Origin of the sequence: Algoriphagus sp. AGSA1 (genome assembly GCF_021390545.1) — a bacterium.
GTDB lineage: Bacteria > Bacteroidota > Bacteroidia > Cytophagales > Cyclobacteriaceae > Algoriphagus.
Window position 1 is genome coordinate 171,665 of sequence record NZ_JAJUWR010000006.1, and the last position, 25,622, is coordinate 197,286.

The window sequence follows — 25,622 nt, forward strand, 5'->3', positions numbered from 1 at the left end:
ATCCGGTTGATATCAACGACAATTTAATTCACTTCAACTATTTTAAACAAAGCAACTATGGGACAATCAAATTCAGCAGACCAGGACTCAAACATTTCAAAAGACATGCGGATATTTCTAAAAACCTTAAATAGCGGTGATGAGCCTCCTTTGGAAACCCTGTCACCAAAAGATGCACGAGCTGTTCTAACGGGAGCTCAGGAATCGATTATTCAAGCTTCTGCTATGTTGCGAATTGCTTTATTCAGTGAATATAATAGAGATTGAGAAAGGCCAACTAACTACCGAATGAAAAATTATAGCGATTTACGCAAAATATCCAAGGTGTTCCGGCAGTACGGAATAGCCTTGACGGGCAGTAAAAAATATGCTTCGTTTAAAGATGACTTAAGAATGGACAAAATTTATGTCTATGGGTTGATTTTTGAATTGGAATTTGAATTAAGTAAGCAAATTGCTGATGACAAAGTTGATGAAGTATCCGCTCCCGTTCAGATAATAGATTTACTGATGAGCTGAAATTAAATTAAAAGGAGTTCCGTATGTGCGGGACTTTTTTATTTTCTCATGCAGATGTTCTATATGAAAATTTCATCCCCTTATGATCAAAGTTTGATAAAAGAGTTGGCTTTGATGCATAAAAGTAGTCTAGACCAAGTAATAAATACTGCTATAGTCTTGTTCGATGATCATTCACTCTGGACCTTGCTTACTAAAGGATGGAAATATTGGAAAAAGCGGCTTTGTTGATGAATGAGAGGGTTGAGGAGTTAACAATTGTAGCCTTGTAAACTAAATGCTACCTCAGTAATGGTGAATGATCATACTGCTTTCAGGGTGAAATGCATGCCACTTGGCGATAGGGATTCTTCCGGCATCGGTATGGGATATCCCCCCATACCGATGATATGACCAGAACCAAAATGACCGTAGTCAAAGTAAGTATCTATTATTAATTGGGTTAATCCTACATTGCGAATAACTTCACTTCTATGTATTTCATATTCCAGGTAATAGTTGCTTAAGTTTTGCGTGGGAAATGGCACTATTTCTTCTTAATTAAGCGAAGAACTGAGCTTGAAGTAGTGGGAACTTAAAGGGGGCCGCATAAATTTGCTACTATTAAAGAATACATAAATTATAATCATCTATTTCACGTTCGGACAATTACTTAATTTAGTTAAATGCTTCCCAAAAATATCCAGATAAAAGATTTACATGAATTATATGAAGCAATGGGGCTTCCTCTGAATGAAGTAGATTCATCCTCAGGTTTTACTATTCATTATTTACAGCAAACATTTAAGGAATTACCTTTTAAATCCATTCCTTTTCGTCCTAATTATTTTAGTTTTTTGTTTATAAAAAATGCTTTTGGAAAATATATCATAGATGACAAAACTTTTGAGGTTACACCCCATACTGTTTATTTTACCAATCCGGGCAATTTTCGAATTTTTGAATGGCATGAAATTACAGATGCCTGTCTGATTACTTTTCACGAATCCTATTTAAAGGAATTTGTTCATGCCAAAGTATATGATCATTTTTCCTTCCTACTTACTGAAACAGTGGAACCCCGAACGCTTACAGACGAACAATTCCAACTGACAGAAAGACTGTATCATTTAATTCATGAGCAGCATCTTGGGGATTCTCCTTATAAGAATCGCATTATTGGCAGTTTGACAGTGACTTTGCTTCTTATAATAAAAGAGTATTTTTTTCAGGATTACGACCCACTAAACGAAGGAAACCGTAGCTCAGAAATTGTTAAAACCTTTAAAAGGAATTTGGAACTGCATTACAGAGAACTGGTCACAGGTAAGACTGAGCATCAGCTCCGGGTACAGGACTATGCTGATATGCAATATTTGCATGTCAATTATCTCTCCCGTGTAATCAGTAGTAAGACAGGTAAATCCATAAGTACATGGATATCGGAGAAAACTATCACTGAGGCAAAAGTATTACTGCAAAATGCAGAGCTTAGTATTAAAGAGGTCGCAAACAGGTTAGGTTTTCTTGAATCTGCGCATTTTAGCAATTATTTCAAAAAGCATACTTCACTAAGTCCAGCATCCTATAAAAAACAACACTTTAATACCAAATCTTAGATATTTGCAACTTTTGTAATAGTTCTTGTATCATAGAATTTTTTACTCCTCCGCATCTTTGTATTGTTAATCTAAAACAATATAAAGTCATGAACAATTTAAATAATAAAGTAGCTCTGGTAACTGGATCTTCAAAAGGTATCGGGGCAGAGATAGCCAAGGAACTGGCTAAGGCAGGAGCGAAAGTAGTTGTCAACTATGCCGGCAGTATAACTGATGCAGTGGATGTGGTGAAACTCATTAAAAGTAAGGGAGGGGATGCGATCTCCCTTCAGGCAGATGTGAGCAATCCCAAACAGGTTTCGCAACTATTTGATAATGCAATAGAGTATTACGGTAAAATTGATGTATTAGTGAACAATGCAGGGATTATGATCAATTCCTTAATCAAGGATACATCAAATGAAGATTTTGCAAGACTGCTAGAAGTAAATGTAAAGGGTGTCTTTCACACGTTGAGGGAAGCAGCTACCAAATTGGCAGACAATGGCAGTGTAATCAATTTATCTACCTCGGTGAATCGTCTTATGCTACCCACCTACGGGCCGTATGTAGCCACAAAATCCGCAGTAGAACAATTAACGAGGGTATTCGCCAAAGAGGTAGGAAGCCGTGGAATTAACGTGAATTCAGTTTCTCCAGGACCTACAGACACTGAGTTATTTATGAAAGGAAAACCTCAAGAGCTCATAGATCGGTTGGCCACGCTTTCGGCTTTCAATAGGATTGGAAAGCCTGAGGATATTGCTAGCGTAGTTGTATTCTTGGCGAGTGATGAGGCAAAATGGATTTCTGCTCAAAATATAGGTGCCAACGGCGCTATGGCCTAAAAAAAAAATTGCATTATGAAAACACTTTCAACATCCTTATCTATGGGTGCTCTAGGAGCATTGGCCGTATTTATTTCATTTTCCTTACAATGGATTACATGGGTTTTATTCATTGCCTGGGTCAGTTATTATATATTTGGAATGTCAATCAAGACCTCTGCCAAAGCCTTATTGAACATTTCTGCAGGTTTTATTATGGGTATAATTATTAGTACGGTTGCTAATGGATTACCCGAACAACTCGGAAGGTTTACATTGCCGATAGCGGTCTTTATTTGCATAAGTTTCCTGCCATATTTAAGTAAGAACAAGGTCTTGAATAATATTCCCGCCTGGTTTCTGGGATTAATTGTTTTCTTTGGGGTTCATCCGCCGTTAGCGATCCAGCCTATATTGACTATTTTTAGTTCACTTATTGCAGGATTTGTATTTGCTTTATTGAATCATACAACCACAAATCTTATTTCCAAAATCAGTGAAAGTCAGCCGAATGAATAACCTAAAAATTAATCATATGTCTAAAAATCATGATTTAGGCCCTTCATGATAGTCTATAGGTTGAGTTTATCGCCTGAAGCCTTATTTTTAAACAAAAAACCAATCAGTCTCCGTCCGAATTTCGAAAGGCTTTTAATTGAAGTACTAGTTGCATGATTTATTAATAGTTACTGAACCTCTTGCATCATCATTTTAATATGCAGTAAATCCACCCATTTTTTGGATACAACCTAAGTTGATTTGATTCCATTCACCCACGATTTTCAATGGAACTTTGCTTAAACAAAATTTTAAAACCATGAAAATTATTTTAGGAGGATCTTTAGGACACATTAGCAAGCCACTTACAGAAGAGTTGTTGCGAGATGGGCATCAAGTAGTTGTGATCAGCAGCAACAAAGAAAGGGAAAAACAGATTCAGGCATTAGGGGCAGAGGCGGCTATAGGTTCTCTCAGTGACGCGGATTTTCTGTCAGCTACTTTCGCAGGTGCAGATCTGGTTTATACCATGGTTCCACCCGCCAACTACTTTGACCATAGCCTTGATTTGCTGGCGTATTATCGGAAATTTGGTAGGAATTATGCAAAGGCAATTACGCAATCCGGAGTTAAACGTGTGATTAATCTGAGCTCTATTGGTGCCCATATGGATAAAGGAAACGGCATTCTTCAAGGTACCTATCACGTGGAGCAGCTTTTAAACGATTTGCCAGCAGATGTTTCCATCACCCATATTCGCCCAACAGAATTTTATTACAACCTGTTGCCCCATAGTTATACTGCGAAAAACAAGGGATATATTGCTTTTAATATTAGCAATGGCGTGATAAATTCCTGGGTATCTCCCCTAGATATTGCCGATGTTATCGCGGCAGAAATCTCCACCCCATTTGCTGGCAGAAAAGTACGTTATGTAGCGAGCGAGGAAATTGCCTATGGAGATTTGATACGTATTTTAGGAAAGGCTATTGGGAATCCGGAGTTAGCATGGTTGACGCTTACGGATGAGCAGATGAGAGAAGGGTTGATAACTGCAGGAATGAATCCCACGATTGCAGCTGATATGACAGAGATGTATGCTGCCATAAATACCGGTTTGTTATATGAGGACTATAGACTGAATAGGCCGCTAATGGGAAAGGTAAAAGTCAATGATTTTGCACTAGATTTCGCAAATGCTTATAAGCAAATCCAACGAAACGTAATTTAAGACATGATGCAACCACATAAGTTTAAAACGATCAGTGATTATCATCAGTTTCGCGGCTTACCCAAGCCTGAACATCCATTGGTGAGTGTAGTGGATTTCGAATCCATAACTTACCTCAGAGATGATGAACCCAACCGTATTGTTCAGGACTTTTATGTGGTTGCATTGAAAAAGAATGTGAACTGCAAAATGAAGTATGGTCAGCAGGAATATGATTTTGATGAAGGAACGATGCTGTTTATTTCACCAGGGCAGGTTTTTTCTTTAGAAGCTTCAAGCCAATTGACTCATACAGGATGGTTACTACTCGTCCATCCTGATTTTTTGTGGAATACTTCTCTTATAAAAACCATCAAGCGATACGAGTATTTTAACTACTCAGTCCACGAAGCATTGTTTCTATCCGAAAAGGAAGAAATAACTATAACAACTATTTTTCAGAACATCGCGCAGGAATATCATTCAACTATTGATAAGTTTAGCCAGCAAATCATTATTTCCCAAATAGAAACGTTGCTTAACTATGCAGACCGGTTTTACCAACGCCAATTCATTACTAGACAAAAAGCCAATTCTCAGATTCTAGACCGTCTGGAAGAAATATTAAATGCCCATTTTAATAATATTTCATTGCCTGATAGGCAATTGCCATCCGTTCAATTTGTGGCGGAATCCCTGAATTTATCGCCTAATTACCTGAATGGTGTACTCAAAACGTTGACAGGTCAAAGCACACAGCAACACATACACGAAAGGCTTATCGAAAAGGCAAAGGAAATATTGTCCACTACTAATCTTTCGGTTGGTGAAATTGCTTATGAATTGGGATTTGAATATCCACAGTCCTTCAGCAAACTGTTTAAGCTAAAGACAAATCAAACACCTTTGGAGTTTAGAAGTACTTTTAATTAAGGTCATTATGGGGCTTAATAGAAATTTGATCTTCCTCCAAACCTAGAAGATTTTCTGATTTTTTGCTGACACTTGAAATGTAGTCTAAGAAGGGTGGTCGATGGTCAAGTATTTTATTGGAAAACAGGATTCTTGCTTAGAAAGCCAATCGTGGCACAATAGAATATATTCGTTCGCAGACTCATTTCCTTAGCCATTAGATAGACTTCCCATCAGGAATATAATGTCAAATCCCGGTACCTGGACTATTTCCATAATTATTGTTTTACAATATTTTCTAATTCTGCATCAAACATTCTTGCAAATTCAAGAATAGATAAAATTTGATCGTGTGGTCGTAGATCGTTCGCAGCACGATATCCCCATTCGGTGGCCGCTTTTCTTTGGGTAGGCGTACCGTGGTGTGAGTTAGCTTCAAAACTACAATCACCAATGTTAAAAAACACCTCTGAGACTTGTTGCATGCCCTCCTCCTGCATAGCACCTCCCATTGGGTGGGACAAGAAATATGCTGCGTAAGCATCGGCCATTAACTCAATGCGGCGAGCGGTTTTGGGGATTAGGCTCATCCCTTTGATTAAAATACCCAACTCATACTGAATATGATGTCCAAACTCATGGGCCAGAATAGCCTGCGGGGCAATAGCTCCATAACCAAGCGCCTCATAGCCTTGCAAGAGCCCATCACCAATAATTATTTTATCCGGGATTTGACCTATGCGAGAAAGGATTGTATCCGGGATCGCAAGTTGATTAAACGTAAATGCAGGATGTTGTCCATTGAGGAACTGTGGATAGGTTTGAAGCAGAGTGGCTATGGAGTCAGCATAGACATTAGCCTTATGGTCACTGTAGCCGTAATGTGCCTGATAAGTTTTAACAACCTTGACCCGGTCTTCCAACATTGATCCACGAGAGGCTACTAGGATGATTTGATCCGACTCCATGTCCCAAAAGCTTTTTAGACCGTTAAATTGTTGGTTAATCTGCTCGGTATATTCCCCGTTAGGACCAAAAATTTGGTTTGCCGCGCTGTTCTCAAAATACACAGTATGCATCAGCGCCAAATCGGCAATATGGATGTTAGTGTCTGCAAGAATAAATGATGCTTCTTGACCCCAGCTATATAATTGCTGTAAATACCAAAGAGGGAGCGGAGGGTTTTCACAGGGAGTAGGCTCCACCTCGGCTAAGTCTGGGTTAATGGGTATAACTGGACTATCTATTTTTTCTTCGCATCCTGTAAACAGGATCAACGAGATGGCAGTGGCTACGAATAGATGGTTAAGATTTTTCATCTGTTTATAATTTGTTTTTTAATGATCAGATAGCCTGTCCAGATTTTCATCGGGAGAATATTCTGGATAATCATCCTCCTGCGTGTCGACTGCTCGACATGGGTATTTCATGAAAGTAAGTGGTCAATAACTAATGATGGGGTAGTACTAAGGGCGTATAATTAGGAAATCATACGTATTGATATAGCTCCACAAAACCCCTAGTGTCCCTGGAAAGGATTGAACTTTTAAATTGGCTACTGAAAAGCAGTTTATTCGCTGCCTGCACATCTTTCCAATCATAAGTTAAGCACGAGGACTTCAAACTGTGGACGGTGCCTAATCTTACGCTTGCTTTTCGCTAAGGCGATACGTTGATGTGGCGATTTAGATATACTCTGTGGATTTATAAGATATGAGTGTAGCTCATCAATCAATTACTTATACTTAATGAACGTGGCGAGAATTTTCTTTTGAGTTAAATCTACCGTTGCGCTGCTTGAAGAGGCGGTGGTTTTATTTTTCTTTTTTTCTTTCACACTGCCACCGCTGGAGGTTGAGGTACCATAGATTTCTTCCACAATAGAAAATATCACTCCGTCTGCACCTTTCTTCTTAGCTAAATCATTGATTTTTTCCTGAGACCTTTCCAGAGAGCGGAAGCCTTGTAGAAGTTCAGTTTTTCCCATCACTGTATAGGATTCTTTCACATCAGCACTGTCGAAATATTCGTCAATATGTTGTGTAGGTTCATAACTTTTCCCAAAATATTTTTGGGCATTAGCAGTATTTAATACCAGAATTCCCAATACAAGTAGTAAGATTGATTTTTTCATTTTTAATCGCTTTTAATTAACTGAAGGACAAAAATAATTGTCATCCTGACCAAGGAGGTAGAACTTGTTCATGAAGTGATATAAATGAAGCGTGAAATGATAAATAGACCCGTTCAAGTGAATAAATGAAACCCTCAGTAATCTAACCACTCCTTAAATGAGGCAGCTTTAAGCCGGCTTACCAAAACTCCTTTTTTGTTTTGCTTAACATCCAACTTCAACTTTGAATTGAAATAATTGTGCACTTGATTTATAGAGTTGATATGGACGATGTACTGCCGGTTTGCTCTAAAGAATTGTTTTGAATCAAGCTCTTCTTCCAAGGATTCCAGCGTATGGGCAATGTGATTTTTTTCACCAGTGAAGGACATCGCATAGGTAGCTCCAAATTCAGAAAAAAAATAGGAGATGGATTCCACTTGAATCTGTTTGAATCCATCCCGGTTTGTGGTGATAAACCGTGTCCTATATTCCTTTTTATTAAGCAGATTCATTATATCCTTCGGCACGTTTAGCAGTTCCTTATTGTACTTGGTCAGGTTTTCAAATTTAGTAAGGGCAAATTCCAATTCAGCTTGCTCCACGGGCTTTAACAGGTAATCAATGCTATTGTATTTAAATGCTTTAATAGAATATTCATCGTAGGCAGTGGTGAAGATCACAGGACATTTGACTTCAACCAAATTAAAAATTTCAAAGCTGACCCCGTCGGAAAGTTGAACATCCATAAACAATAAATCCGGTTGCTCGTTACTAGCTAGCCATTCCACCGATTTTTGGATGCTGCAGAGTACTTCCAAAATTTGATAATTGCTTCGTAAGTTTACAATGATCCGTTTTAAGCGATTTGAATTAGCTTCTTCATCTTCAATGATTAGTATTTTTTTGATCTTATTCATTTTAACAGTGGTATTTTTACGATAAAAGATTTTTCTGTTTGCTCAATTTGAGGAATCCTGTCCGAGAGTATTTCGTATCTTTTAACGATGTTCTCCAATCCTACACCCGATGAAACTGGTTTTTTAAGTAAGGGTTTGATGTCGTTTTCTACAATCAATTGATCAGCCTGATCAGTATAAATCTTGATCAGCAAGGGGCTTTCCTTATCAATTCGGTTATGCTTTATCGCATTTTCAACTAGAAGCTGTAAGGTAATTGGAGGAAGATGCAGGTGCAGTTGTGTTTCTTGAATGCCAACCCTAAATTCTACTCCTTTACCCATTCTGTTTTCTAATAGAAACAGGTAGGATTTAAGGAAATTGATTTCATCATTTAGAGTTATTACCTGTTTTTTGGCGTTGATTAATAAATAGCGATAGACTTTGGCGAAATTCTCGCTGTATTCAAATCCTAATTGTTGGTCTTTAAGAATAAGTTCTGAAAGGACACTCAGGTTATTAAATACAAAGTGGGTGTCAAGTTGTAGACGTAAGGCGTGGAGTTCTGATTGGGTTACCAATTGCTGGCTTTCAGCTGCCTTGGTTTTATATTCTGCTGCCGCTATGATTTCTTTTCGCCAATTGGAGGATAAAAAGGTGACCGTATTCAGCATGCTGACAATCAGGGATAAAAAAACAATGGAAACTAAGACGTTTCCAATATCACTTTCAGCTGATTCCTCCGATGTATAGCTAATACCTAAAAGTTCCATTGTTTTCATGGTTAAAAAGGCATAGACCAAAAGCAAAACGAGTAAAGAGAGTGTCTGTACACTAGTTTGAATGACCCATCTTCGTACCGTATAAATATGCCAGGGTAATCGGCTGTTCATCTTGCGGTCAATCATCAGGAATACCTCGATGATAAAAAATGACAACAGTAAAGTGCACACAATGTCAAATCCGATTTTTAGAGGGCTTAACCCGAGATAATAACTCCAGCTTAGATGAGGATAAATGCTGAAACTAATTAAATATATCCCTAAGAATGTAAGTAGTATCAGTCCTATTTTTCTGGGCTTTACAAATTGAAATGTATCTTTTTTTTCATTCCTCATATATTTTTGGATATCCTACTGCTTTAACCCGTGTAAGGGAAGTTTTATTCCCTTTCGTGATCTTTAAAAATACTTAGCTGTTTGCGTGCAATTATAAGCTACTGATTTTAAGGTGTAGGATGCTGAGCTATTATGTTTTATTAATTAAAAGAATTAGTCCACTTATCCTGTTTTATATGAATTTCCTAGGGTTCTGATTAAGAAGGGGATAGGTTTAGAATCTTAAACCTGCAGATAGCTGAATCACTCTATTGGTGACACTGGCATCTGGTTTAACATCCGTGAGTCCCAGATTGTATCTTCCTTGAATAAACAAGGGGCCGATCACTTGGAGTGTTACCCCACCGGATATAGCAAAATCAAAAGAATTTGAATTTCTTAGATTCACATTTTCTTTTTCATTCATCAAAAAAGATACTTGTGGACCTAGATCTAGGGATAATCTATTGGGAATTAAATAGATCCGAGCCAAAATTGGAATAGAAATATAGCCTAGCTTATTCTTAAAGTCTTCCACTGCTCCATCAAGGGAGACTTCCGCTCCCAGAGTGGAGTATAGAAGTTCTGGCTGTAATGAAAGTCTTTCTGATAAGCCCAGTTCCAAGAATACCCCAGCATGGTAACTTGTGATGCTTTCTGCGTCAAAAGATGGACTTGTTCCTGCATAATTCGAGTTGTTTACCCCTCCTTTAAGGCCAAAATTCAAGCCTTGGGCAAAAGTCGCTGCAATTCCAATTACTGCGAATAGTATCGTGACACAGAGGTGTTTTTTCATTTTTTTATATGTTAGGTTTATATTTCCTGTAAAATTAAAGGGCCCTTTTCCCAAGTGTACTCCTTTTGTGAATGAAGTGATAAAAAGGGGGGATGAGCTGTTAAATGGAAATGCTCAATTGCAGCGGCAAATTTGAAATGCTGTAAACTCTTTTCCTGACAAAATTATAGTTTGTTAGGCTTTGAAAATTCTCAGATTTCAAAAAAAGGAAGTGGGTTTAGCTAGACCAAGGCCATTCCAATTCTTGGATCGAATTTTTAAATAGATCGGTCTCGGCAGTCCAGATTCTACTAAAAGGAAGTTAGCTTTGGATACAAACCCAGGGAATAATGCCCAGAATTTTGTTGCATCACATTATTTAATCCATTAGAAGATGCAAACAGAAAAAACAGTATGCACAGTAAAATCATATCAGGGGGGAAATTCAGGTCTGGGTTTTAGTGCTGCAGCCGCTTTACTTCAGGATAAGCAAGCCTGGCACGTTGTTATTGCCTGTAGAGATCAGAAATGTGGAGATTAAGCGGTAGAGGAGTGCTGCGGTTTTGGGTATGGAAAAGCTGAGACTATGATCAATGCCATCCAATAAATAGTGGTTTTACATCAGCTGCTCCTATAGGTTTCACGGAAACCTATGCTATTGTTGAACTATAATGCTTGGTCTCAAGTGTAAAAATCATTTACCTATAATTTTTTTTCGATGTGCAATTCCCCAATCGGTTAGGTTATTGATTATGGTTTGGAGAGTTTTACCGTGTTCCGTAAGCTCATATTGAACCGATATGGGTTGCGTATCCAATACTGTTCGATTGATTAATTGATTTGTTTCCAATTCTTTTAATTCCTTACTCAACATTTTGTTGGAAATTCCGACCACATCATTCAAGATATCAGAAAACCGTCTTTTGTTGTAATAGCAAATGGAGGAAATGATGGATATTTTCCATTTTCCACTCAGCACATCCATTGAATCCTGAACAGCCATCATCTCTTTTTTATGTTTTTCTTTTTCTAATGATTTCTGCATAATGTTACTTCGTTACCTCAAGGTTACTGTTACTTTTCGTTACAAAGTTACTAAAATAAATTTTGTTTATTAGGTTTGCAACTCAAATTTCAATAATTATAAAATGGACAAACTAAAAAACAAAGTAGCCGTAATTACGGGCGGAAACAGCGGTATCGGATTTGGTATTGCAGAAGCATTTAAAAATGAAGGAGCAAAGGGAGCTATTACCGGTAGAAATCAAAACACATTAAATAGTTCTGTTAAGGCTTTAAATTCAAATTTTATTGGGATTACAGGCGATGTTACCAATATAAATGATTTGGAGGGCATATTTAAACAAACATCAGATAGATTTGGGGAAATTGATATTTTAGTTGTAAATGCCGGTGGCGTGGTCGATGGAGTACCTTTGGAAACCATCCTCGATATAACAGAAGATAACTATGACCAGTATATGAATTTAAATTTAAAAGGGGCTTATTTCACTGTTAAGAAAGCGCTTCCCTATCTTAAAGACGGCGCATCTGTCATTCTCATAGGTTCGAGTGCAGCACATCGCGCTTACCCCGGAATGGCAATATATGGAGCAGCCAAAGCGGCACTCATCCATTTTGCAAAAGGTTTATCTCTTGATCTCTTATCAAGAAAGATTAGGGTGAATGCACTTTCTCCAGGGACAATTGAGACGCCTGTTTTTACAAAATTTGTACCTGAGAATCAATTGTCTCAAGTAAAACAAACCTGGTTAGATATTACACCATCCAATAGATTAGGACTTCCGTCAGATATTGGAAATGCTGCCGTATTTCTTGCATCGGAAGAGTCATCTTTTATCGTAGGAACAGAGATTCTTTCAGATGGTGGTTTGACCAATATGAGTCTGATGAAATAATCGTATGAATAGTTAGGATTCCAATGATTATATAAGGGCAAGGGTGTGTGTACTACATATAAACATCCTTGGTCATTTTGTAAGGGATTAAATTAGTGAAACTAAATAATAAATGTGATTACCCGCAATGATGCATGCAGCCATATTTTCCTTGCTTTATTGGCTGGAAGACCCGCCACAGCGAGGCAGACCGAAGTGGCCTTCATCACTAAAGTTTGCCAAGTCTTATTTCGCTTTGCTTCCTTGCTGGTAGAAAAGCGGATATACAAAATAATAAATATATAGATAGGTAAAATTTAGATGGCGTCCTGATTCAACTACAAGTAAGCTAGTTTTGGATACAGGTCCGGAGAACAAATCCCAGAACTTTGTTGCATCAAATTTTAAATTTTTACAGAGATGCAAACAGAAAAAACAGTTCGATCGGTTATCATAACAGGGGGAAATTCAGGTCTGGGTTTTAGTGCTGCAACTGCATTACTTCGATATAAGCAAGCCTGGCATGTTATTATTGCCTGTAGGGATCAGGAACGTGGGGCGTCGGCGGTGAAAAAATTAAGTCGTATTGGTTCGGGAAATGTGGAGGCTATATCATTGGCTCTGGCCTCTCTGGCCTCGATACGTGCTTTTACGAATACGATTGAGCAACGATTAAGTGCAGGAGACTTACCTCCTTTGTACAGTGTAATATGCAATGCAGGAACACAAGGAGCAACGAAGTTTACCGTGGATGGATTTGAATCGACCTTTGGTGTGAATCACTTGGGGCATTATTTATTGGTGAACCTACTGCTACCTTTGCTGGCTAAACCCACACGTATCGTTGTGATAGCAAGTGGTGTGCACGATCCGGTACAGTTGGACGCTGTACCCATGGCTACCGTTCCTGCTCCGGCTTGGAATACGCCAATGGAATTGTCAAAAGGCAATCTTGGTATAGAAGCTTCAAATGATGATGAAACAGCCGATATGGGTCGGAGATATGCTACGTCAAAACTCGCAAACATGTATTTCACCTATGGATTAGCATCACGGTTACCCGAAGGAATTACCGTTAATGCCTTTGACCCGGGGTTAATGCCAGGAACGGGTCTTGCGCGTGAATATTCACCTGTGATGCGTTTTATGTGGTACCGCATCATGCCACATATGTTGACTGTCATGCGTTTGCTGATTAAAAATGTCCATACTTCCAAAGAATCAGGTGCTTCACTGGCAAGGTTGGTTACAGATCCTGAATTGGTCGGAACTAACGGAAAATATTATGAGGGGATGAAAGAGATTCCTTCCTCCAAAGCTTCCTATGATGTAAATTCTGCCGATGAACTTTGGGATGACAGTGCCGTTCTTACGGGGTTGACTGAACCAAACGCTAGTACTAATTCATCTCGTTAATAGAGAGGGGTAGAAGGAATACATCAATTCTTGAATTTTTATCTTTATAAAATGGCAACACATAAGCTTGTGAAAATAAACACCATTTCCGAAGCACATCAGTTTCTGGGATTGCCTAAGCCTGAAAATCCACTTATCAGCGGTGTGATTTTGATGATGGGATTCTCTTCTTCATGGCTCCAAGACAGGTGATGAGTGCAGAAATAGTATATGAGGCTTTGGCTGCGCCGCCCTCTGGCTGGGTAGTGCTCCTACACACCGATTTCCTATGGAATACAGGACTTGCCCAAACCATAAAAAAGTATGATTTTTTCGACTATACGGCAAATGAAGCCCTGTTTTTATAAGGAAGAAGCCATTCTTAATGGCATTATACTAAGTATTCAAAGCGAATACCTTTCAAACGTAGATAAGTTCAGCAAACAGATCATCATTACACATCTGGAAAATTTACTGAGTTACGCAGAGCGATTTTACAACCGTCAGTTTATCACAAGAGAACAAAACCATCATCCCGTTTTAGAACGGTTGGAGGATTTGCTCAATTATTATTTTGCCGATGGTGGATTGATTTCAAAAGGGCTGCCTACTGTTCATTTCATTGCGGAAGAACTGAATAGTTCACCCATTCCAAAAACTTTGTCGGGACAAAGTACCCAGCAATTCATCCACGAAAAAATCATTGAGAAAGCTAAAGAATAATTATCCACAATGGAATTATCCATCAACGAAATTGCTTATTTATTAGGCTTTGAGCAACCACAATCCTTCAATATGTTATCCAAGCAAAAAACAGATCAAACGCCATTGGAATTTAGAAGGCCTGTAATTAAATGCTACAGTTTTAAAAACTGATTGGCCCATCTTTTACCATAGCAAAATCTCACCGAAATTTCCTCAGCGTAACTTGAGCCTATGAAAGCTTTTATTGATTATATTTCACAGTTTGGTGACTTAAACCAGCATCAAATAGATTTCATTCTGGGAAAAGCAACAAGGTATGATCTTCGAAAAGGAGAATATTTTTCTGAAGCCGGAAAAATTCCAACCCGGGTTGGATTTGTTCTGGAAGGCATAATGCGTTTCTGTTATTTCAACAACAAAGGAGATGAAATAACACATTTATTTATGGAAGAAAATAACTTTGTCACGGACTATCAAAAGTTTGAAGAACAGGTGGAAGCTTCCGAATATGTACAGGCAATTACCGATTGTAAGTTGCTTATTTTTTCAAAAAAAGATTGGGACGATATTTCAAATACAATTATAGGTTGGGATACACTGGTAGAAAAAATTTACAAAAAATGCCTGATTGAAACACTGGATCGACGGAGTCCCTTGGTCTCGGAAGATGCCACTACCCGTTATTTAACATTCATTGAAAAATTCCAGACCCTTATCAATCGCATTCCCCTTTCGTATGTCGCTTCATATCTGGGGATTACGCAGCAGTCACTAAGCAGAATAAGAAAAAATATCCGCTAACATCTCTTTTTACCATTTGGTAACTGTTTTCTTTTTTCAGATTCCAACCTTTGCATCATTAAATTAAACCAACAGAATAATGAACCGGAAAATAGTATTAATAACGGGAACAAATAGTGGATTTGGATGGCTAACCGCTAACAGTGTTGCAGCTTTAGGGCATAAAGTTTACGCCACCATGAGAGATACGAGCGGAAAGAATGCCGATAAAGCAAAAGCCTTAGCTCAGGTTGAAAACATCACTGTTTTGGATGTTTCGTTAACGGAAGAAGAAAGTGTGAAAAATGCCATTGACACTATTATCGCTAAAGAAGGAACCCTAGATGTGTTGGTTAACAATGCGGGTTCAGCGATGTTTGGTGTTGCAGAAAGTTTCACCACTGAGGACGTACAGTGGATGTTCGATGTCAATGTTACCGCCCCCTGGAGATTGATGAAATTGGTATTGCCATACATGCGCAAACAATCAGAAGGTTTGATCATCAATGTTTCAAGCGGGTGGGGTAGATTCTCCGCTCCTTTTTCAGTGGTGTATGCCGCCTCAAAGTTTGGACTGGAGGGTTTGAGTGAGGGCTTACACTATGAAGTGCGGCCATTAGGCGTTGACGTAGCCATTATCCAACCCGGTGCTTTCCCCACAGAGATGTCCCAAAAGATCCGATTTGGCTCGGATACCTCAGTGGTTGACGGTTACAAAGCAATAGCAGATGTTCCAAACAAAATGGGTAGTGCCCGTGGTCAGATGTTTGACACTGTAAAACCCGACCCTCAGGATGTGGCAGATGCAGTAGTCAACCTGATCAACTTACCAATAGGAGAACGGCCGCTAAGAACAGTTGTTGACCCATCCACAGGAGAAATCGTCAGGGCTGCCAATGAAGCCGTAGAAGCTGAATACGCAAAAGCCATGACAGCATTTGGAATGAAAGAGCTTTTGGGTTGAATTATCCATTAATCAATGAAAATCTCTTTCTGCACAAGGCAGAAAGAGATTTTTATTTGCAGTTATCAAAAAAAATATAGTTGGTTATCCGCTTTATTGCCAATAACTAAATGAAAAAGGTATGGGGATCGATTTCACCTGTTGTTGGCTGTCATCTATGGACGGAGATCAATTACAACATCTGCCCTCCGGAAACTTCAATACGCTGCGCAGTAATCCATTTTGCGTCTTCCGTACATAAAAATGCTACCACACTTCCTATATCTGTAGGCAAACCAACACGTCCTAAAGCAGTTTGGGTGGCTATATGCTTGTTCATATCAGAATTATCACGGACCATTCCCCCGGCAAAGTCAGTCTCAATGGCGCCAGGTGCCACAATGTTTACACGGATTCCCCTGCTGCCCAGATCCTTGGCGAGATATTTAGTCAGGTTTTCCATTGATGCTTTTATGGAAGAATAAGCAGGATAGTATGGCAAGATTATACGTGTTAATCCAGTAGATATATTGACAATCCCACCACCGTCATTCATGTGAGATAATGCTTTTTGTGTCAGGAAAAACGGACCTTTGAATTGAATGTTGATCAAAGAATCAAATTGTTCTTCTGTGGTTTCTGAGAATACAGCGGTTACGCCGATACCTGCATTGTTGACCAGGAAATCAAATTTATCTGTGTTGAATTTAGCCGACAATCCATCCAACAGCTCACTGAAAAAGGAATCGAATGTTTCTGTTTTACCTGTATCCAATTGCAGTGCTTGGGCCTTTTGCCCCATCCCTTCAATTTCGGAAACCACCTTATCTGCTTCCTCTTTTTTACTTTGGTAAGTTAGGACTACATCCAATCCTTTTTTGGCGAGGTTGAGTGCCATGTCTTTTCCCAATCCCCGGCTTCCGCCTGTAACTAATGCTATTTTGTTCATAATCAGTAATGTTAGTGTTAAAACTTGTTTGATACAAAACTACTGGGGAAGAACATTATGATAGTTGTAATTACTAAAGGGATATTTGCAAAAATCAAACTATTAAAGCTGAACGAAACTTCATTGGACTTTCTCCGATCTGCTTTTTAAAGAAGTTTGAGAAGTGTGATGTTTCTTCAAATGCAAGGCATTCAGCAATGGTAGCGATTGGCCAATCTGTTTCCAATAGCAAGGTCTTCGCTTCTTGGGCAATACGCAGATTAATGAACTGCTTGGTATTAAAGGAAGTCTCTTCTTTGAGGGTTTTGTTAAGATGATTGGTGTGTATGGCAAGCCTGCTTGCGTAATCTTCAGCTTTACGTAGATGCAGTCTCTGTTGGGGGTTGTCGATAGGGAATTGGCGTTCCAAAAGCTCAATAAAAAGATTGACAATCCGTTTGCTTGCAGTGAATGTACCAACTTTGGGCCGCTTAGGCATGAGTTTTTGACCATTATGTACAAGTTCAAGCACATAATTCCTAAGCAAGTCATAGCGATACTCATACTCAGAGATTAATTCTGCCTGCATCTTCTTGAAAATTGCTGAAAGCCGGGTATAATCCTCTTTGGTTATTTCAAATACGGGTATGGCTTCCTGACGGAAAACAGGAAGTGTGTCCATTTTCTCACCCCCTAAAAAATCATGGGTAAAAACACAGAAAAAGCCTGACTGTTCATCACTTGTAGGATTGTAATTGTAGGGTATTTTGGGCGTAGCGAACAATAGACCGTACTTTTCTATCGCCAGGGTTTTATCTGCGTATTCCAGTTTGTTACTCCCTTTGATCAGGCTGATTTTAAAATAAGTGCGTTTGTTATAGGGCATCTCGGGAGAATCAGCCATTCGTTTGTGTACTTTTTCGATCTCAAATACATTGAAATGGCCCAATTGATCTGTAGCAATATGGGGATTGTCACTTTTGATTTGGGCATAAAACTCAGATAGGGAAGTAGTATTCTTCATTGTGGAAATTTATAAAAAATAAATAATTTACAGCTAAGGGTACTAGTGGGAATATAATCTGCTCAAAGTCTCCCGACTAACCTCTAGGTATTGATAGCACAAGAAATTCATACTTCACCTCATCCCCTTCATGGATCAGAAACTGGTTTTTGCGAACCCGCTTTAGTGTGAAAAATGTTTTGATATGCTCAAATTCAATGTGGCTGATGGGAATGATCTCCTGGATATGTTGTTGCAATCTATTCATGGTCAAAAATATAATTTTTGATGATGGGGCAGTTATTGATTTGTTGACGGAAAGTGATTTTTCTTAAGAGAATTTGGCTTCCAATATCATTTCCGATGCTCATCCAATTTACATTAGCTTAAACGGATTGACTTTACCATATAGTTATCCCTTTGGAATCGCATGATTGATCTCATGTTTGAATACCCATACCAGCACCGGCAACAGATGTTCGAAATTCTATGCTCCCATATTGAATAAAAAATAACGTTATCACCTAAGGAGAAGCAAGATATAGCTACAGTTTTTACTTTTAAAAAGATTAGAAGAGTTTACCTGGGCCCCATATTGAAGAAGGATATCTTCACATAATGCTTTTTTACGACTGAGTTATCCTCCTGGGAGATATTGCTAATGGCTTGTTCAATCTGAAATAAGTACATGAAAAATTAATGTTGTTTATTTTGGAACGTTCGGTTTAATTCATACTTTTATCAGACTGAGTAAGAATTTGGACTTAACCATCTAAAAAGCATATGCTTCCTGTTAGTATATGAAATGGATTGTACCATATTCTGAACGGCTCAGAAACCAAAAGTCTATCCTTTTAAAAAATACCTTTCAGAAAAATTCATTCTAAGAATTCAGTTAGAAGCATAGCATTCATTATTAACTTCTATGTATATGATTACTACTACGATAAATGGAATACAGCATCAACTTGATGTAGATCCGAAGATGCCGCTCTTATGGGTTATAAGAGATATAATAGGATTGAGAGGCACCAAGTATGGTTGCGGAGTTGCACAATGCGGTGCATGTGTGGTTCATCTGAATGGGGAGGCGGTCAGGTCCTGTGTCACTAATGTGAGTAGAGTAGCAGGCCAAAAGGTCACTACGATTGAAGGGTTGTCTAACAATAATGACCACCCCCTTCAAATAGCATGGGACAAAGAAAATGTTCCTCAGTGCGGTTATTGCCAATCGGGTCAGATTATGTCGGCAGCTGTGTTGCTGCGTGAAAATGCTAATCCCGGTGATGAAGACATAAATGCAGCAATGTCCGGGAATATTTGCCGATGTGGGACCTACCTACGAATACGTAAGGCTATTCACTTAGCTGCCGAGCTACAAAGAAATGAAACTTCGGGATTATGAAAATGCATCTGGTAGGACATCTAACTTATAAGGGTATTGCTAAGACGGTACTGGTTATAGGAGTTCATTTATTCATGATTTGCATAGTAGCTTATGGATTGACAAAAGAGAAGCAAAACTATACGGCATCAATAAAGAAATCCATGGAAAGCGACAGTATTGCTTCCGTTACTGCGTTTGGGCAGGTTTATTCCGTATTGATGAGTCCACGCTGTATGAACTGCCATCCTGCAGGGGATATTCCATTACAGGGCGAAGATAGCCATCCGCACACCATGTCACCGCAAAGAGGTATTGAAGGAAAAGGAGTATATGCCATGAGATGCACGAATTGCCATCAGGAAACCAATTCTCCCGGAATACATAGCCCACCGGGAGTTCCCGACTGGCATATGCCCCCACCAAACATGAAGATGGTTTTTCAGGGTAGGACAGCTCATCAGTTGGCCAAACAATTAATAGACCCAAAACAAAATGGAAATAAAGACATACAAATGCTTATTGAACATGCAGATGACGGGTTGGTACTGGCAGGCTGGAATCCTGGAGAGGGACGCCAGGTTCCCCCCATTAGCCATGGGGAGTTCAAAAAAGCATGGATCACTTGGCTTACTACCGGGGCATATGCACCTGAAGAAAAATAAATGGGGAATTATCACATTCAATACCTATAACTTATGAGTTCTACTAGCTTATCACGAAGAAACTTTCTCAGGACGACAGGTCTTTCGGGATCCGCTCTATTCCTCGGCCTTTACTTCCCGTCGAATGCAAAAGGGGGGAAGTTTATTTCCATACAACGTGAAGTAGTTGAGGATATTGAAATGAATGCCTGGATACATATTGATACTGGTGGCAAAGTAACCCTTTTTACTCATCGGGCTGAAATGGGACAGGGTGCCTACCAGTCTGTTCCACAGATTATTGCCGAAGAACTGGAAGTGGATATGAATGATATCAGTATACGTTTCGCTCCCGGAAACCGTAAAAAATACGGTAACCAAGTAACGGGTGGAAGTTCCACCATTAGCGGCTCTTATTTAAATCTGCTTAAGCTAGGTGCCTCGGCCCGGGAAATGCTTATATCGGCCGCTGCGATTAAATGGAATGTTCCGTTATCGGATTGCTATGCGCAATCAGGTCATGTTGTACACCGGTCAACTGACAAGAAGCTTAATTTCGGTGAATTGGTGATAGAAGCATCTAGGCTTGAATTACCTGATGTTCCGTTAAAAAAACGCGCTGACTATAAACTGATAGGTAAACCACTTCCCCGTAAGGACACGCCGCTTAAAACCAATGGAGAGGCTGTTTTCGGCTTGGATTTCAAATTACCGGGCATGCTTTACGCGGTAGTTGAACGAAATCCCCGTTTACGTGGAAAGCTGGTAAGCTTTGATGCAAGTGAAGCACTTAAGGTCCCGGGAGTTAAAAAAGTTTTCAAAATCCAAACCGGTGTTTATCAAACCTTCAGGGATGGAGTGGCAGTTGTGGCTGAAAATACCTGGTCGGCTATTCAGGGAAGAAAAGCTTTGAAAATTGAATGGGATGATACTGGTTTTGAGCATGTGAATACGGCTGATATTTACACCCAGCAAAAAGAGTTGCTAGCAAACAGTGAAGGCCTAATTGCGATAAAACAAGGTGAGCCGGATACTATTCTCTCTACTTCTTCGGGAAAGCTGGACGTAGTGTATGAAACTCCGTATCAGTCCCACAGTGCCATGGAGCCGCTTAACTGTGTTGCTTATTATCAGCCCGACAAGTTGGAGATTTGGGGGCCATTACAAGCCCCCGAGTGGATTCAGGATTACATGATGGCTCAATTCAACTTGCCACAGGAAAAAGTTATCGTAAACCTGACCTTTCTGGGCGGAGGATTTGGACGGAAAGCCTTAATGGATTATCCGCATGAAGCCAGCCTTATATCAAAAGAAACGGGAACCCCGGTACAAATTGTTTGGACGAGAGAAGACGATATGACACAAGGCCCTTACCGGGCAGGGGTTAGCTATCGTTGCGAAGGGGCTATTGCTGAGGGTCAGCTAAGCGCTTTGAAATTTAGAATGGCTGGGCAAAATGTAGCACACTGGCAAGGGGGGGCGAAAACTGAAGCCAACGGTAATACTACCGAAGGTTTTTTGGCTAAATATTTCAAAGGAATTACTCATGTAAGCTTTTCGGATATCCCTTTCGAAACACCTATTCCAATTACATGGTGGAGATCAGTGTATGCTTCGACCAACGGATTTGCCTATGAGAGCTTTATGAATGAAATGGCGCATGCTGCCAAAATTGATCCGCTTGATTTTAGAAGAGGACTTTTGAAGGATGAGCGTGAACAGCGATTACTTGATAAAATGGTAGTTGTCTCAGATTGGAAAAACAGAAAAAAGGGATCAGGTTTCGGCTTGGCGATAACCGAATGTTTTTCTACTACGGTAGGTCAGATCGTCAAAGTCTCAAAAGCAGAGGAGGGTAAGATCAAGATTGATCAGGTTTGGGCAGTAGTCGATTGTGGGTGGTATGTAAATCCAGATATTATACGTGCTCAGGTAGAAGGGTCAATTCTTATGGCATTTGGAGCAGCAATATCACATGAAATTACATTCAAAAACGGGTTGGTTGAGCAACGTAACTTTTATGATTACGTCATTCCCAGGATCAATGACATGCCACCTATAGAAGTACATATTATGGAAAATGAGGAAAAAGCATGCGGTATCGGAGAAGCTGCACTTCCACCATTTGCACCTGCGCTTACAGAAGCTATTTATGATCTGACAGGAAAACGGATTAGGAAATTACCTTTTGATCTGAATTCGTTATGAAGGCTAGGCTTAGAGAAAGGCTGGGTAAGGCGTTATTTATCATGGAGGGATTCAAATGGGCTAAAATTTTTCAAATATTAATGAAATGTAAAATATTAAAAAGTCATTGATTGTTTTGGAACGTTCGGTTTAATATATATCTTTGTATCGATATGCCAAGAAATAAAGAGTTTGATTATGATGAGAAACTGGTAGAAGCCAGAAATCTCTTTTGGAAGAGAGGATACAATGCCACCTCTATGAACGAATTGGTAGATGTCATGCAAATCAACCGAAGCAGTATCTACCTTACTTATGGAAACAAGCATGAGCTGTTTTTGAAATCTTTAAGGGATTATATACGGAATAAAGATGACCAATACCGCTTGGCAGCGGAGAAAAGCGACCAACCTCTGGAGGCGATAAAAAACATTATCTATTCTGTTTACGAATCTGCTTTGAAGGAATCCAACTGTCTGTTTACCAATACTATTTTTGAACTTGGCAACGTAGATGAGAAAGTGGGTAAAGTGCTTAAGAACCAGACGATTAAAGCAGTAGAGCTCTTTGAGAAGTTATTACTGGAAGCAAGGGGAAATGGAACACTTAAATCAGACAAAGAACCCAGGGCACTTGCCTACTTTCTGGTATCAGGCCTGACCTCCATTTATAATATCCATATCCTTTTTAGGGACAGCCAATTGACAAAACAGACGACCGAACTATTAATAGAATCCATCAAATAATTTTTTTTGGCCTATTATGGAATGATCAGTTTAAAATAAAAAACAACTCATTAATGATGAAATGGACTGATAAGAGGCTTAGCAAAACACTCTGGGGCTAGCTGACCACAGCTAACATCAGTATTGCATTACTATGCAGTTGCGACAGCCCGGTAAAACAAAATAGAAGTATGGTGAATATAGATTTAAAACAACCAAACCCTAAAGCTGGAACGTTGTACCTGCCAATGAAACGCTAACGAAACGGAATTACTTCCAGCAGTTGAATGATTCCATCAAAGATTACTTTGTATCCAGCCCAAAGGAAACCCGATGGATTCTTAAAGATATTTCACATTAAAAAAAGACTAAAAAAATCATTGAATCAACCTTTAAAACAAATACCATGAAGAAAACCACATTGAACAATGGCGTAGAAATACCTCTTGTAGGTTTGGGTGTTTTCCAGATTCCTGATCTGGAAGAATGCGAACAAACTGTGTTAACAGCTATAAAATCAGGATACCGTCTTATTGATACAGCTTCCTTATACCTTAATGAAAAGGCTGTAGGAAATGCTATTAAAAAGAGTGGTGTGTCGAGGGAAGACCTCTTTATTACCACAAAGCTATGGGTACAGGACACCGGGTATGAAAATACCATCAGGGCAGTGGAGAAATCACTGAAGGAATTGCAGTTGGATTACCTTGATTTATACCTTATCCACCAGGCAATGGGCGACTATTACGGCTCATGGCGTGCCATGGAAGATCTATATAAACAAGGAAGGATCCGTGCCATTGGAGTAAGTAATTTTTTCCCGGACAGAATAGTAGACCTGATCGCTCACAATGAGATCATTCCTGCGGTTAATCAGATCGAGATAAACCCATTCTATCAAAGGGAAGAAGAGCTTGAATTGTTAACCAAATACAACGTTTTGACTCAATCCTGGGCATCGTTTGCCGAAGGGAAAAATGACCTTTTCACAAATAGAATACTCACTGCAGTAGGGCAGAAATATAATAAATCTGTCGCTCAGGTCACTTTACGTTGGCTTGTTCAGCGGGGAATCGCCGTTATCCCCAAATCAGTCCGGGAAGTCAGGATGCTGGAAAATATGAATATCTGGGATTTTGAATTGAGCAAGGAAGATATGAACGCCATTGCCACTCTGGATACAGGTAAAAGTGTATTCTTTGACCATCGCGATCCCGAAACGGCCGAATGGCTTACTAAGCTGACATTCCAAGACGTCGAAGCAAGGTAGTATATAGATAGTATTAATCCCACAGCCTGTAGTAGGGCTGTGGGATTTTATAGCGGGAGATATGAAAGAAATCAAGTTGAACGACGGGGTAGAGATGCCCATGCTGGGTTTGGGAGTTTATCAGATAAGCGACCTGAGGGAGTGTGAGAAAACAGTCCTTACTGCAATTGAATCAGGCTATCGACTCATAGACACCGCATCTGCTTACGGAAATGAGTTGGCTGTCGGCAATGCTGTCAAAAAAAGCGGTGTGGTCAGAGAGAAGCTGTTTATTACTTCTAAACTGTGGGTGCAGGATGCGGGGTATGAAAAGACCAAAATAGCTTTTGAACAGTCTTTGAAAAAACTACGGCTGGACTATTTGGATTTATATTTAATACATCAAGCTGTAGGTGATTATTATGGATCGTGGCGCGCCATGGAAGAACTCCATAGAGAAGGTAAAATAAGGGCAATAGGTATCAGTAATTTTTATCCGGAGAGAGTAGCGGACTTAGTTGCGCACAATGAGATTGTTCCTTCAGTCAATCAGCTTGAAGTACACCCTTTTTATCAACGCTTTGATGCACAGCGATTCTTGCAGAAAAAGGATGTGCAAATTCAGTCTTGGGCATCCTTTGTAGAGGGGCGATATGATTTTTTCAATAATGGACTTTTGACTTCGATTGGTAGGCAGTACGATAAGTCTGTGGCTCAGGTGACGTTGCGTTGGCTGGTCCAGAGGAATATTGCAGTCATTCCAAAATCCGTCCACAAAGAAAGAATCATTGAAAATTTCAATATCTGGGATTTTGAATTAAGCAAGGGAGACATGGATGCTATCTCTACTCTGGACACTAATGCAAGTGCATTTTTTGATCATAGAGATCCTGAAATAATTGCCAGATGGGCTAAACGCAAAATCTGACGCTAAACAATCAACTATTAAAATAATGTATCTATATCCCATCAGTTTTCATTACCTCTTTTCTATGGGCTATACCCCAATCAAGCATTGAATCGACAATGTCAATCAGGTTTTTTCCGGATTCTGTTAAAGTGTATTCTATTAGAACCGGGGTTAGGTCATAAACTTTACGCTGCAATATACCATTGATTTCCAGTTCTTTCAATTCCTTGGATAGCATTCGGGGGGTTATCTTTTCAATATTTTCCTGCAAATCTTTAAAGCGGGTTCTGCCATACAATAAAGAAGCAATTATTGGAAGTTTCCACTTTCCACTGATCACTTGAAGGGTGTCTGTCAATGCAAGGATATATTGCCTGGGACATTTATTAACCGTTTGATCTGCTACTAATTCTTTGAAGTCGCTCATAATGAAGAGATTGA

Annotated in this window: 28 protein-coding genes and 1 pseudogene; 18 read left to right on the top strand and 11 right to left on the bottom strand. The window is 39.3% G+C overall.

Going from position 1 to position 25,622, the window contains the following annotated elements; all coding sequences use genetic code 11:
- Positions 1-57: 57 nt before the first annotated feature.
- Positions 58-267, top strand: a complete 210-nt coding sequence (locus tag LZF95_RS06180) for a hypothetical protein (RefSeq protein ID WP_233754108.1) — start codon at positions 58-60, stop codon at positions 265-267.
- Between the two features lie 21 nt (positions 268-288).
- A complete protein-coding gene (locus LZF95_RS06185) occupies positions 289-519 on the top strand; it encodes an acyl carrier protein (protein WP_233754109.1) in 231 nt (76 codons plus the stop codon).
- Positions 520-821: 302 nt separating this feature from the next.
- Here the strand turns inward: LZF95_RS06185 and LZF95_RS06190 are convergent, their stop codons facing one another.
- Positions 822-1,046 carry a hypothetical protein gene (locus LZF95_RS06190; RefSeq protein WP_233754110.1) on the bottom strand — a complete coding sequence of 75 codons (225 nt, stop codon included), beginning with the start codon at positions 1,044-1,046 and terminating at the stop codon, positions 822-824.
- A gap of 138 nt (positions 1,047-1,184) precedes the next feature.
- Here LZF95_RS06190 and LZF95_RS06195 point away from each other — a divergent pair, with 138 nt between their 5' ends.
- The 5 genes from LZF95_RS06195 to LZF95_RS06215 all read left to right on the top strand — a co-directional run bounded on the left by LZF95_RS06195 (position 1,185) and on the right by LZF95_RS06215 (position 5,567).
- Positions 1,185-2,117 carry an AraC family transcriptional regulator gene (locus LZF95_RS06195; protein WP_233754111.1) on the top strand — a complete coding sequence of 311 codons (933 nt, stop codon included), beginning with the start codon at positions 1,185-1,187 and terminating at the stop codon, positions 2,115-2,117.
- An 89-nt stretch (positions 2,118-2,206) separates the two neighbouring features.
- Positions 2,207-2,947 (top strand): SDR family oxidoreductase, encoded by a 741-nt coding sequence (locus tag LZF95_RS06200; RefSeq protein WP_233754112.1) that lies wholly within the window; start codon positions 2,207-2,209, stop codon positions 2,945-2,947.
- A gap of 15 nt (positions 2,948-2,962) precedes the next feature.
- A complete protein-coding gene (locus LZF95_RS06205; RefSeq protein ID WP_233754113.1) occupies positions 2,963-3,445 on the top strand; it encodes a DUF1097 domain-containing protein in 483 nt (160 codons plus the stop codon).
- Positions 3,446-3,743: 298 nt separating this feature from the next.
- Positions 3,744-4,655, top strand: a complete 912-nt coding sequence (locus LZF95_RS06210; RefSeq protein WP_233754114.1) for an NAD(P)H-binding protein — start codon at positions 3,744-3,746, stop codon at positions 4,653-4,655.
- A gap of 3 nt (positions 4,656-4,658) precedes the next feature.
- Complete coding sequence (locus tag LZF95_RS06215) at positions 4,659-5,567, top strand: AraC family transcriptional regulator (RefSeq protein WP_233754115.1); 909 nt, start codon at positions 4,659-4,661, stop codon at positions 5,565-5,567.
- A gap of 257 nt (positions 5,568-5,824) precedes the next feature.
- Here the strand turns inward: LZF95_RS06215 and LZF95_RS06220 are convergent, their stop codons facing one another.
- From LZF95_RS06220 to LZF95_RS06245, 6 genes are all read right to left on the bottom strand, one after another.
- A complete protein-coding gene (locus tag LZF95_RS06220; protein WP_233754116.1) occupies positions 5,825-6,865 on the bottom strand; it encodes a hypothetical protein in 1,041 nt (346 codons plus the stop codon).
- Between the two features lie 416 nt (positions 6,866-7,281).
- Positions 7,282-7,680 (bottom strand): hypothetical protein, encoded by a 399-nt coding sequence (locus tag LZF95_RS06225; protein WP_233754117.1) that lies wholly within the window; start codon positions 7,678-7,680, stop codon positions 7,282-7,284.
- A gap of 134 nt (positions 7,681-7,814) precedes the next feature.
- On the bottom strand, positions 7,815-8,579 hold the full coding sequence (locus LZF95_RS06230) for a LytTR family DNA-binding domain-containing protein (protein ID WP_233754118.1): 765 nt from the start codon (positions 8,577-8,579) through the stop codon (positions 7,815-7,817).
- Positions 8,576-9,340 carry a sensor histidine kinase gene (locus LZF95_RS06235; RefSeq protein ID WP_233754119.1) on the bottom strand — a complete coding sequence of 255 codons (765 nt, stop codon included), beginning with the start codon at positions 9,338-9,340 and terminating at the stop codon, positions 8,576-8,578. The genes LZF95_RS06230 and LZF95_RS06235 overlap by 4 nt, the downstream gene beginning before the upstream one ends.
- A 550-nt stretch (positions 9,341-9,890) precedes the next feature.
- Complete coding sequence (locus tag LZF95_RS06240; protein WP_233754120.1) at positions 9,891-10,451, bottom strand: porin family protein; 561 nt, start codon at positions 10,449-10,451, stop codon at positions 9,891-9,893.
- Between the two features lie 673 nt (positions 10,452-11,124).
- Positions 11,125-11,475, bottom strand: coding sequence for a helix-turn-helix domain-containing protein (locus LZF95_RS06245; protein ID WP_233754121.1), 351 nt, complete (start codon positions 11,473-11,475; stop codon positions 11,125-11,127).
- Positions 11,476-11,578: 103 nt separating this feature from the next.
- Between LZF95_RS06245 and LZF95_RS06250 the strand changes: the two genes are divergently transcribed.
- From LZF95_RS06250 to LZF95_RS06270, 5 genes and pseudogenes are all read left to right on the top strand, one after another.
- Complete coding sequence (locus LZF95_RS06250) at positions 11,579-12,349, top strand: SDR family NAD(P)-dependent oxidoreductase (protein WP_233754122.1); 771 nt, start codon at positions 11,579-11,581, stop codon at positions 12,347-12,349.
- Between the two features lie 399 nt (positions 12,350-12,748).
- Complete coding sequence (locus LZF95_RS06255; protein ID WP_233754123.1) at positions 12,749-13,744, top strand: SDR family NAD(P)-dependent oxidoreductase; 996 nt, start codon at positions 12,749-12,751, stop codon at positions 13,742-13,744.
- Between the two features lie 51 nt (positions 13,745-13,795).
- Positions 13,796-14,599: pseudogene (locus tag LZF95_RS06260) on the top strand (helix-turn-helix domain-containing protein).
- A 60-nt stretch (positions 14,600-14,659) separates the two neighbouring features.
- The gene (locus LZF95_RS06265) at positions 14,660-15,229 is read left to right on the top strand and encodes a Crp/Fnr family transcriptional regulator (protein ID WP_233754124.1); all 570 of its coding nucleotides are present in this window, start codon (positions 14,660-14,662) and stop codon (positions 15,227-15,229) included.
- A gap of 79 nt (positions 15,230-15,308) precedes the next feature.
- Positions 15,309-16,172, top strand: coding sequence for an SDR family oxidoreductase (locus tag LZF95_RS06270; RefSeq protein ID WP_233754125.1), 864 nt, complete (start codon positions 15,309-15,311; stop codon positions 16,170-16,172).
- 172 nt (positions 16,173-16,344) lie between these two features.
- Here the strand turns inward: LZF95_RS06270 and LZF95_RS06275 are convergent, their stop codons facing one another.
- The 3 genes from LZF95_RS06275 to LZF95_RS06285 form a co-directional block, all read right to left on the bottom strand.
- Entirely contained in the window at positions 16,345-17,100 is a 756-nt protein-coding gene (locus LZF95_RS06275; RefSeq protein WP_233754126.1) for an SDR family oxidoreductase, read from the bottom strand.
- Between the two features lie 94 nt (positions 17,101-17,194).
- The gene (locus LZF95_RS06280) at positions 17,195-18,103 is read right to left on the bottom strand and encodes an AraC family transcriptional regulator (protein WP_233754127.1); all 909 of its coding nucleotides are present in this window, start codon (positions 18,101-18,103) and stop codon (positions 17,195-17,197) included.
- Positions 18,104-18,179: 76 nt separating this feature from the next.
- On the bottom strand, positions 18,180-18,350 hold the full coding sequence (locus LZF95_RS06285) for a hypothetical protein (protein WP_233754128.1): 171 nt from the start codon (positions 18,348-18,350) through the stop codon (positions 18,180-18,182).
- 663 nt (positions 18,351-19,013) lie between these two features.
- On the opposite strand from LZF95_RS06285, the gene LZF95_RS06290 reads away from it, so the two are divergent.
- The 6 genes from LZF95_RS06290 (at position 19,014) to LZF95_RS06315 (ending at position 25,199) form a co-directional block, all read left to right on the top strand.
- On the top strand, positions 19,014-19,487 hold the full coding sequence (locus LZF95_RS06290; RefSeq protein ID WP_233754129.1) for a (2Fe-2S)-binding protein: 474 nt from the start codon (positions 19,014-19,016) through the stop codon (positions 19,485-19,487).
- The gene (locus LZF95_RS06295; RefSeq protein ID WP_233754130.1) at positions 19,484-20,131 is read left to right on the top strand and encodes a hypothetical protein; all 648 of its coding nucleotides are present in this window, start codon (positions 19,484-19,486) and stop codon (positions 20,129-20,131) included. The genes LZF95_RS06290 and LZF95_RS06295 overlap by 4 nt, the downstream gene beginning before the upstream one ends.
- A gap of 33 nt (positions 20,132-20,164) precedes the next feature.
- Complete coding sequence (locus LZF95_RS06300; RefSeq protein ID WP_233754131.1) at positions 20,165-22,318, top strand: molybdopterin cofactor-binding domain-containing protein; 2,154 nt, start codon at positions 20,165-20,167, stop codon at positions 22,316-22,318.
- Between the two features lie 152 nt (positions 22,319-22,470).
- The gene (locus LZF95_RS06305) at positions 22,471-23,043 is read left to right on the top strand and encodes a TetR/AcrR family transcriptional regulator (protein WP_233754132.1); all 573 of its coding nucleotides are present in this window, start codon (positions 22,471-22,473) and stop codon (positions 23,041-23,043) included.
- Positions 23,044-23,428: 385 nt separating this feature from the next.
- Complete coding sequence (locus LZF95_RS06310) at positions 23,429-24,292, top strand: aldo/keto reductase (protein WP_233754133.1); 864 nt, start codon at positions 23,429-23,431, stop codon at positions 24,290-24,292.
- 61 nt (positions 24,293-24,353) lie between these two features.
- The gene (locus tag LZF95_RS06315) at positions 24,354-25,199 is read left to right on the top strand and encodes an aldo/keto reductase (protein ID WP_233754134.1); all 846 of its coding nucleotides are present in this window, start codon (positions 24,354-24,356) and stop codon (positions 25,197-25,199) included.
- 31 nt (positions 25,200-25,230) lie between these two features.
- On the opposite strand, the gene LZF95_RS06320 is transcribed toward LZF95_RS06315, so the two are convergent.
- Entirely contained in the window at positions 25,231-25,608 is a 378-nt protein-coding gene (locus tag LZF95_RS06320) for a helix-turn-helix domain-containing protein (protein ID WP_233754135.1), read from the bottom strand.
- Positions 25,609-25,622: the final 14 nt, after the last annotated feature.

Bases quoted from the DNA above. Each gene is read 5' to 3' on its own strand.
- LZF95_RS06245 (WP_233754121.1), bottom strand. From the start codon at position 11,475: ATGCAGAAATCATTAGAAAAAGAAAAACATAAAAAAGAGATGATGGCT.
- LZF95_RS06215 (WP_233754115.1), top strand. From the start codon at position 4,659: ATGATGCAACCACATAAGTTTAAAACGATCAGTGATTATCATCAGTTT.
- LZF95_RS06240 (WP_233754120.1), bottom strand. From the start codon at position 10,451: ATGAAAAAACACCTCTGTGTCACGATACTATTCGCAGTAATTGGAATT.
- LZF95_RS06280 (WP_233754127.1), bottom strand. From the start codon at position 18,103: ATGAAGAATACTACTTCCCTATCTGAGTTTTATGCCCAAATCAAAAGT.
- LZF95_RS06225 (WP_233754117.1), bottom strand. From the start codon at position 7,680: ATGAAAAAATCAATCTTACTACTTGTATTGGGAATTCTGGTATTAAAT.
- LZF95_RS06320 (WP_233754135.1), bottom strand. From the start codon at position 25,608: ATGAGCGACTTCAAAGAATTAGTAGCAGATCAAACGGTTAATAAATGT.
- LZF95_RS06210 (WP_233754114.1), top strand. From the start codon at position 3,744: ATGAAAATTATTTTAGGAGGATCTTTAGGACACATTAGCAAGCCACTT.
- LZF95_RS06195 (WP_233754111.1), top strand. From the start codon at position 1,185: ATGCTTCCCAAAAATATCCAGATAAAAGATTTACATGAATTATATGAA.
- LZF95_RS06295 (WP_233754130.1), top strand. From the start codon at position 19,484: ATGAAAATGCATCTGGTAGGACATCTAACTTATAAGGGTATTGCTAAG.
- LZF95_RS06315 (WP_233754134.1), top strand. From the start codon at position 24,354: ATGAAAGAAATCAAGTTGAACGACGGGGTAGAGATGCCCATGCTGGGT.
- LZF95_RS06180 (WP_233754108.1), top strand. From the start codon at position 58: ATGGGACAATCAAATTCAGCAGACCAGGACTCAAACATTTCAAAAGAC.
- LZF95_RS06220 (WP_233754116.1), bottom strand. From the start codon at position 6,865: ATGAAAAATCTTAACCATCTATTCGTAGCCACTGCCATCTCGTTGATC.
- LZF95_RS06235 (WP_233754119.1), bottom strand. From the start codon at position 9,340: ATGAAAACAATGGAACTTTTAGGTATTAGCTATACATCGGAGGAATCA.
- LZF95_RS06305 (WP_233754132.1), top strand. From the start codon at position 22,471: ATGCCAAGAAATAAAGAGTTTGATTATGATGAGAAACTGGTAGAAGCC.
- LZF95_RS06290 (WP_233754129.1), top strand. From the start codon at position 19,014: ATGATTACTACTACGATAAATGGAATACAGCATCAACTTGATGTAGAT.
- LZF95_RS06275 (WP_233754126.1), bottom strand. From the start codon at position 17,100: ATGAACAAAATAGCATTAGTTACAGGCGGAAGCCGGGGATTGGGAAAA.
- LZF95_RS06300 (WP_233754131.1), top strand. From the start codon at position 20,165: ATGAGTTCTACTAGCTTATCACGAAGAAACTTTCTCAGGACGACAGGT.
- LZF95_RS06255 (WP_233754123.1), top strand. From the start codon at position 12,749: ATGCAAACAGAAAAAACAGTTCGATCGGTTATCATAACAGGGGGAAAT.
- LZF95_RS06200 (WP_233754112.1), top strand. From the start codon at position 2,207: ATGAACAATTTAAATAATAAAGTAGCTCTGGTAACTGGATCTTCAAAA.
- LZF95_RS06285 (WP_233754128.1), bottom strand. From the start codon at position 18,350: ATGAATAGATTGCAACAACATATCCAGGAGATCATTCCCATCAGCCAC.
- LZF95_RS06265 (WP_233754124.1), top strand. From the start codon at position 14,660: ATGAAAGCTTTTATTGATTATATTTCACAGTTTGGTGACTTAAACCAG.
- LZF95_RS06250 (WP_233754122.1), top strand. From the start codon at position 11,579: ATGGACAAACTAAAAAACAAAGTAGCCGTAATTACGGGCGGAAACAGC.
- LZF95_RS06205 (WP_233754113.1), top strand. From the start codon at position 2,963: ATGAAAACACTTTCAACATCCTTATCTATGGGTGCTCTAGGAGCATTG.
- LZF95_RS06230 (WP_233754118.1), bottom strand. From the start codon at position 8,579: ATGAATAAGATCAAAAAAATACTAATCATTGAAGATGAAGAAGCTAAT.
- LZF95_RS06185 (WP_233754109.1), top strand. From the start codon at position 289: ATGAAAAATTATAGCGATTTACGCAAAATATCCAAGGTGTTCCGGCAG.
- LZF95_RS06310 (WP_233754133.1), top strand. From the start codon at position 23,429: ATGAAGAAAACCACATTGAACAATGGCGTAGAAATACCTCTTGTAGGT.
- LZF95_RS06270 (WP_233754125.1), top strand. From the start codon at position 15,309: ATGAACCGGAAAATAGTATTAATAACGGGAACAAATAGTGGATTTGGA.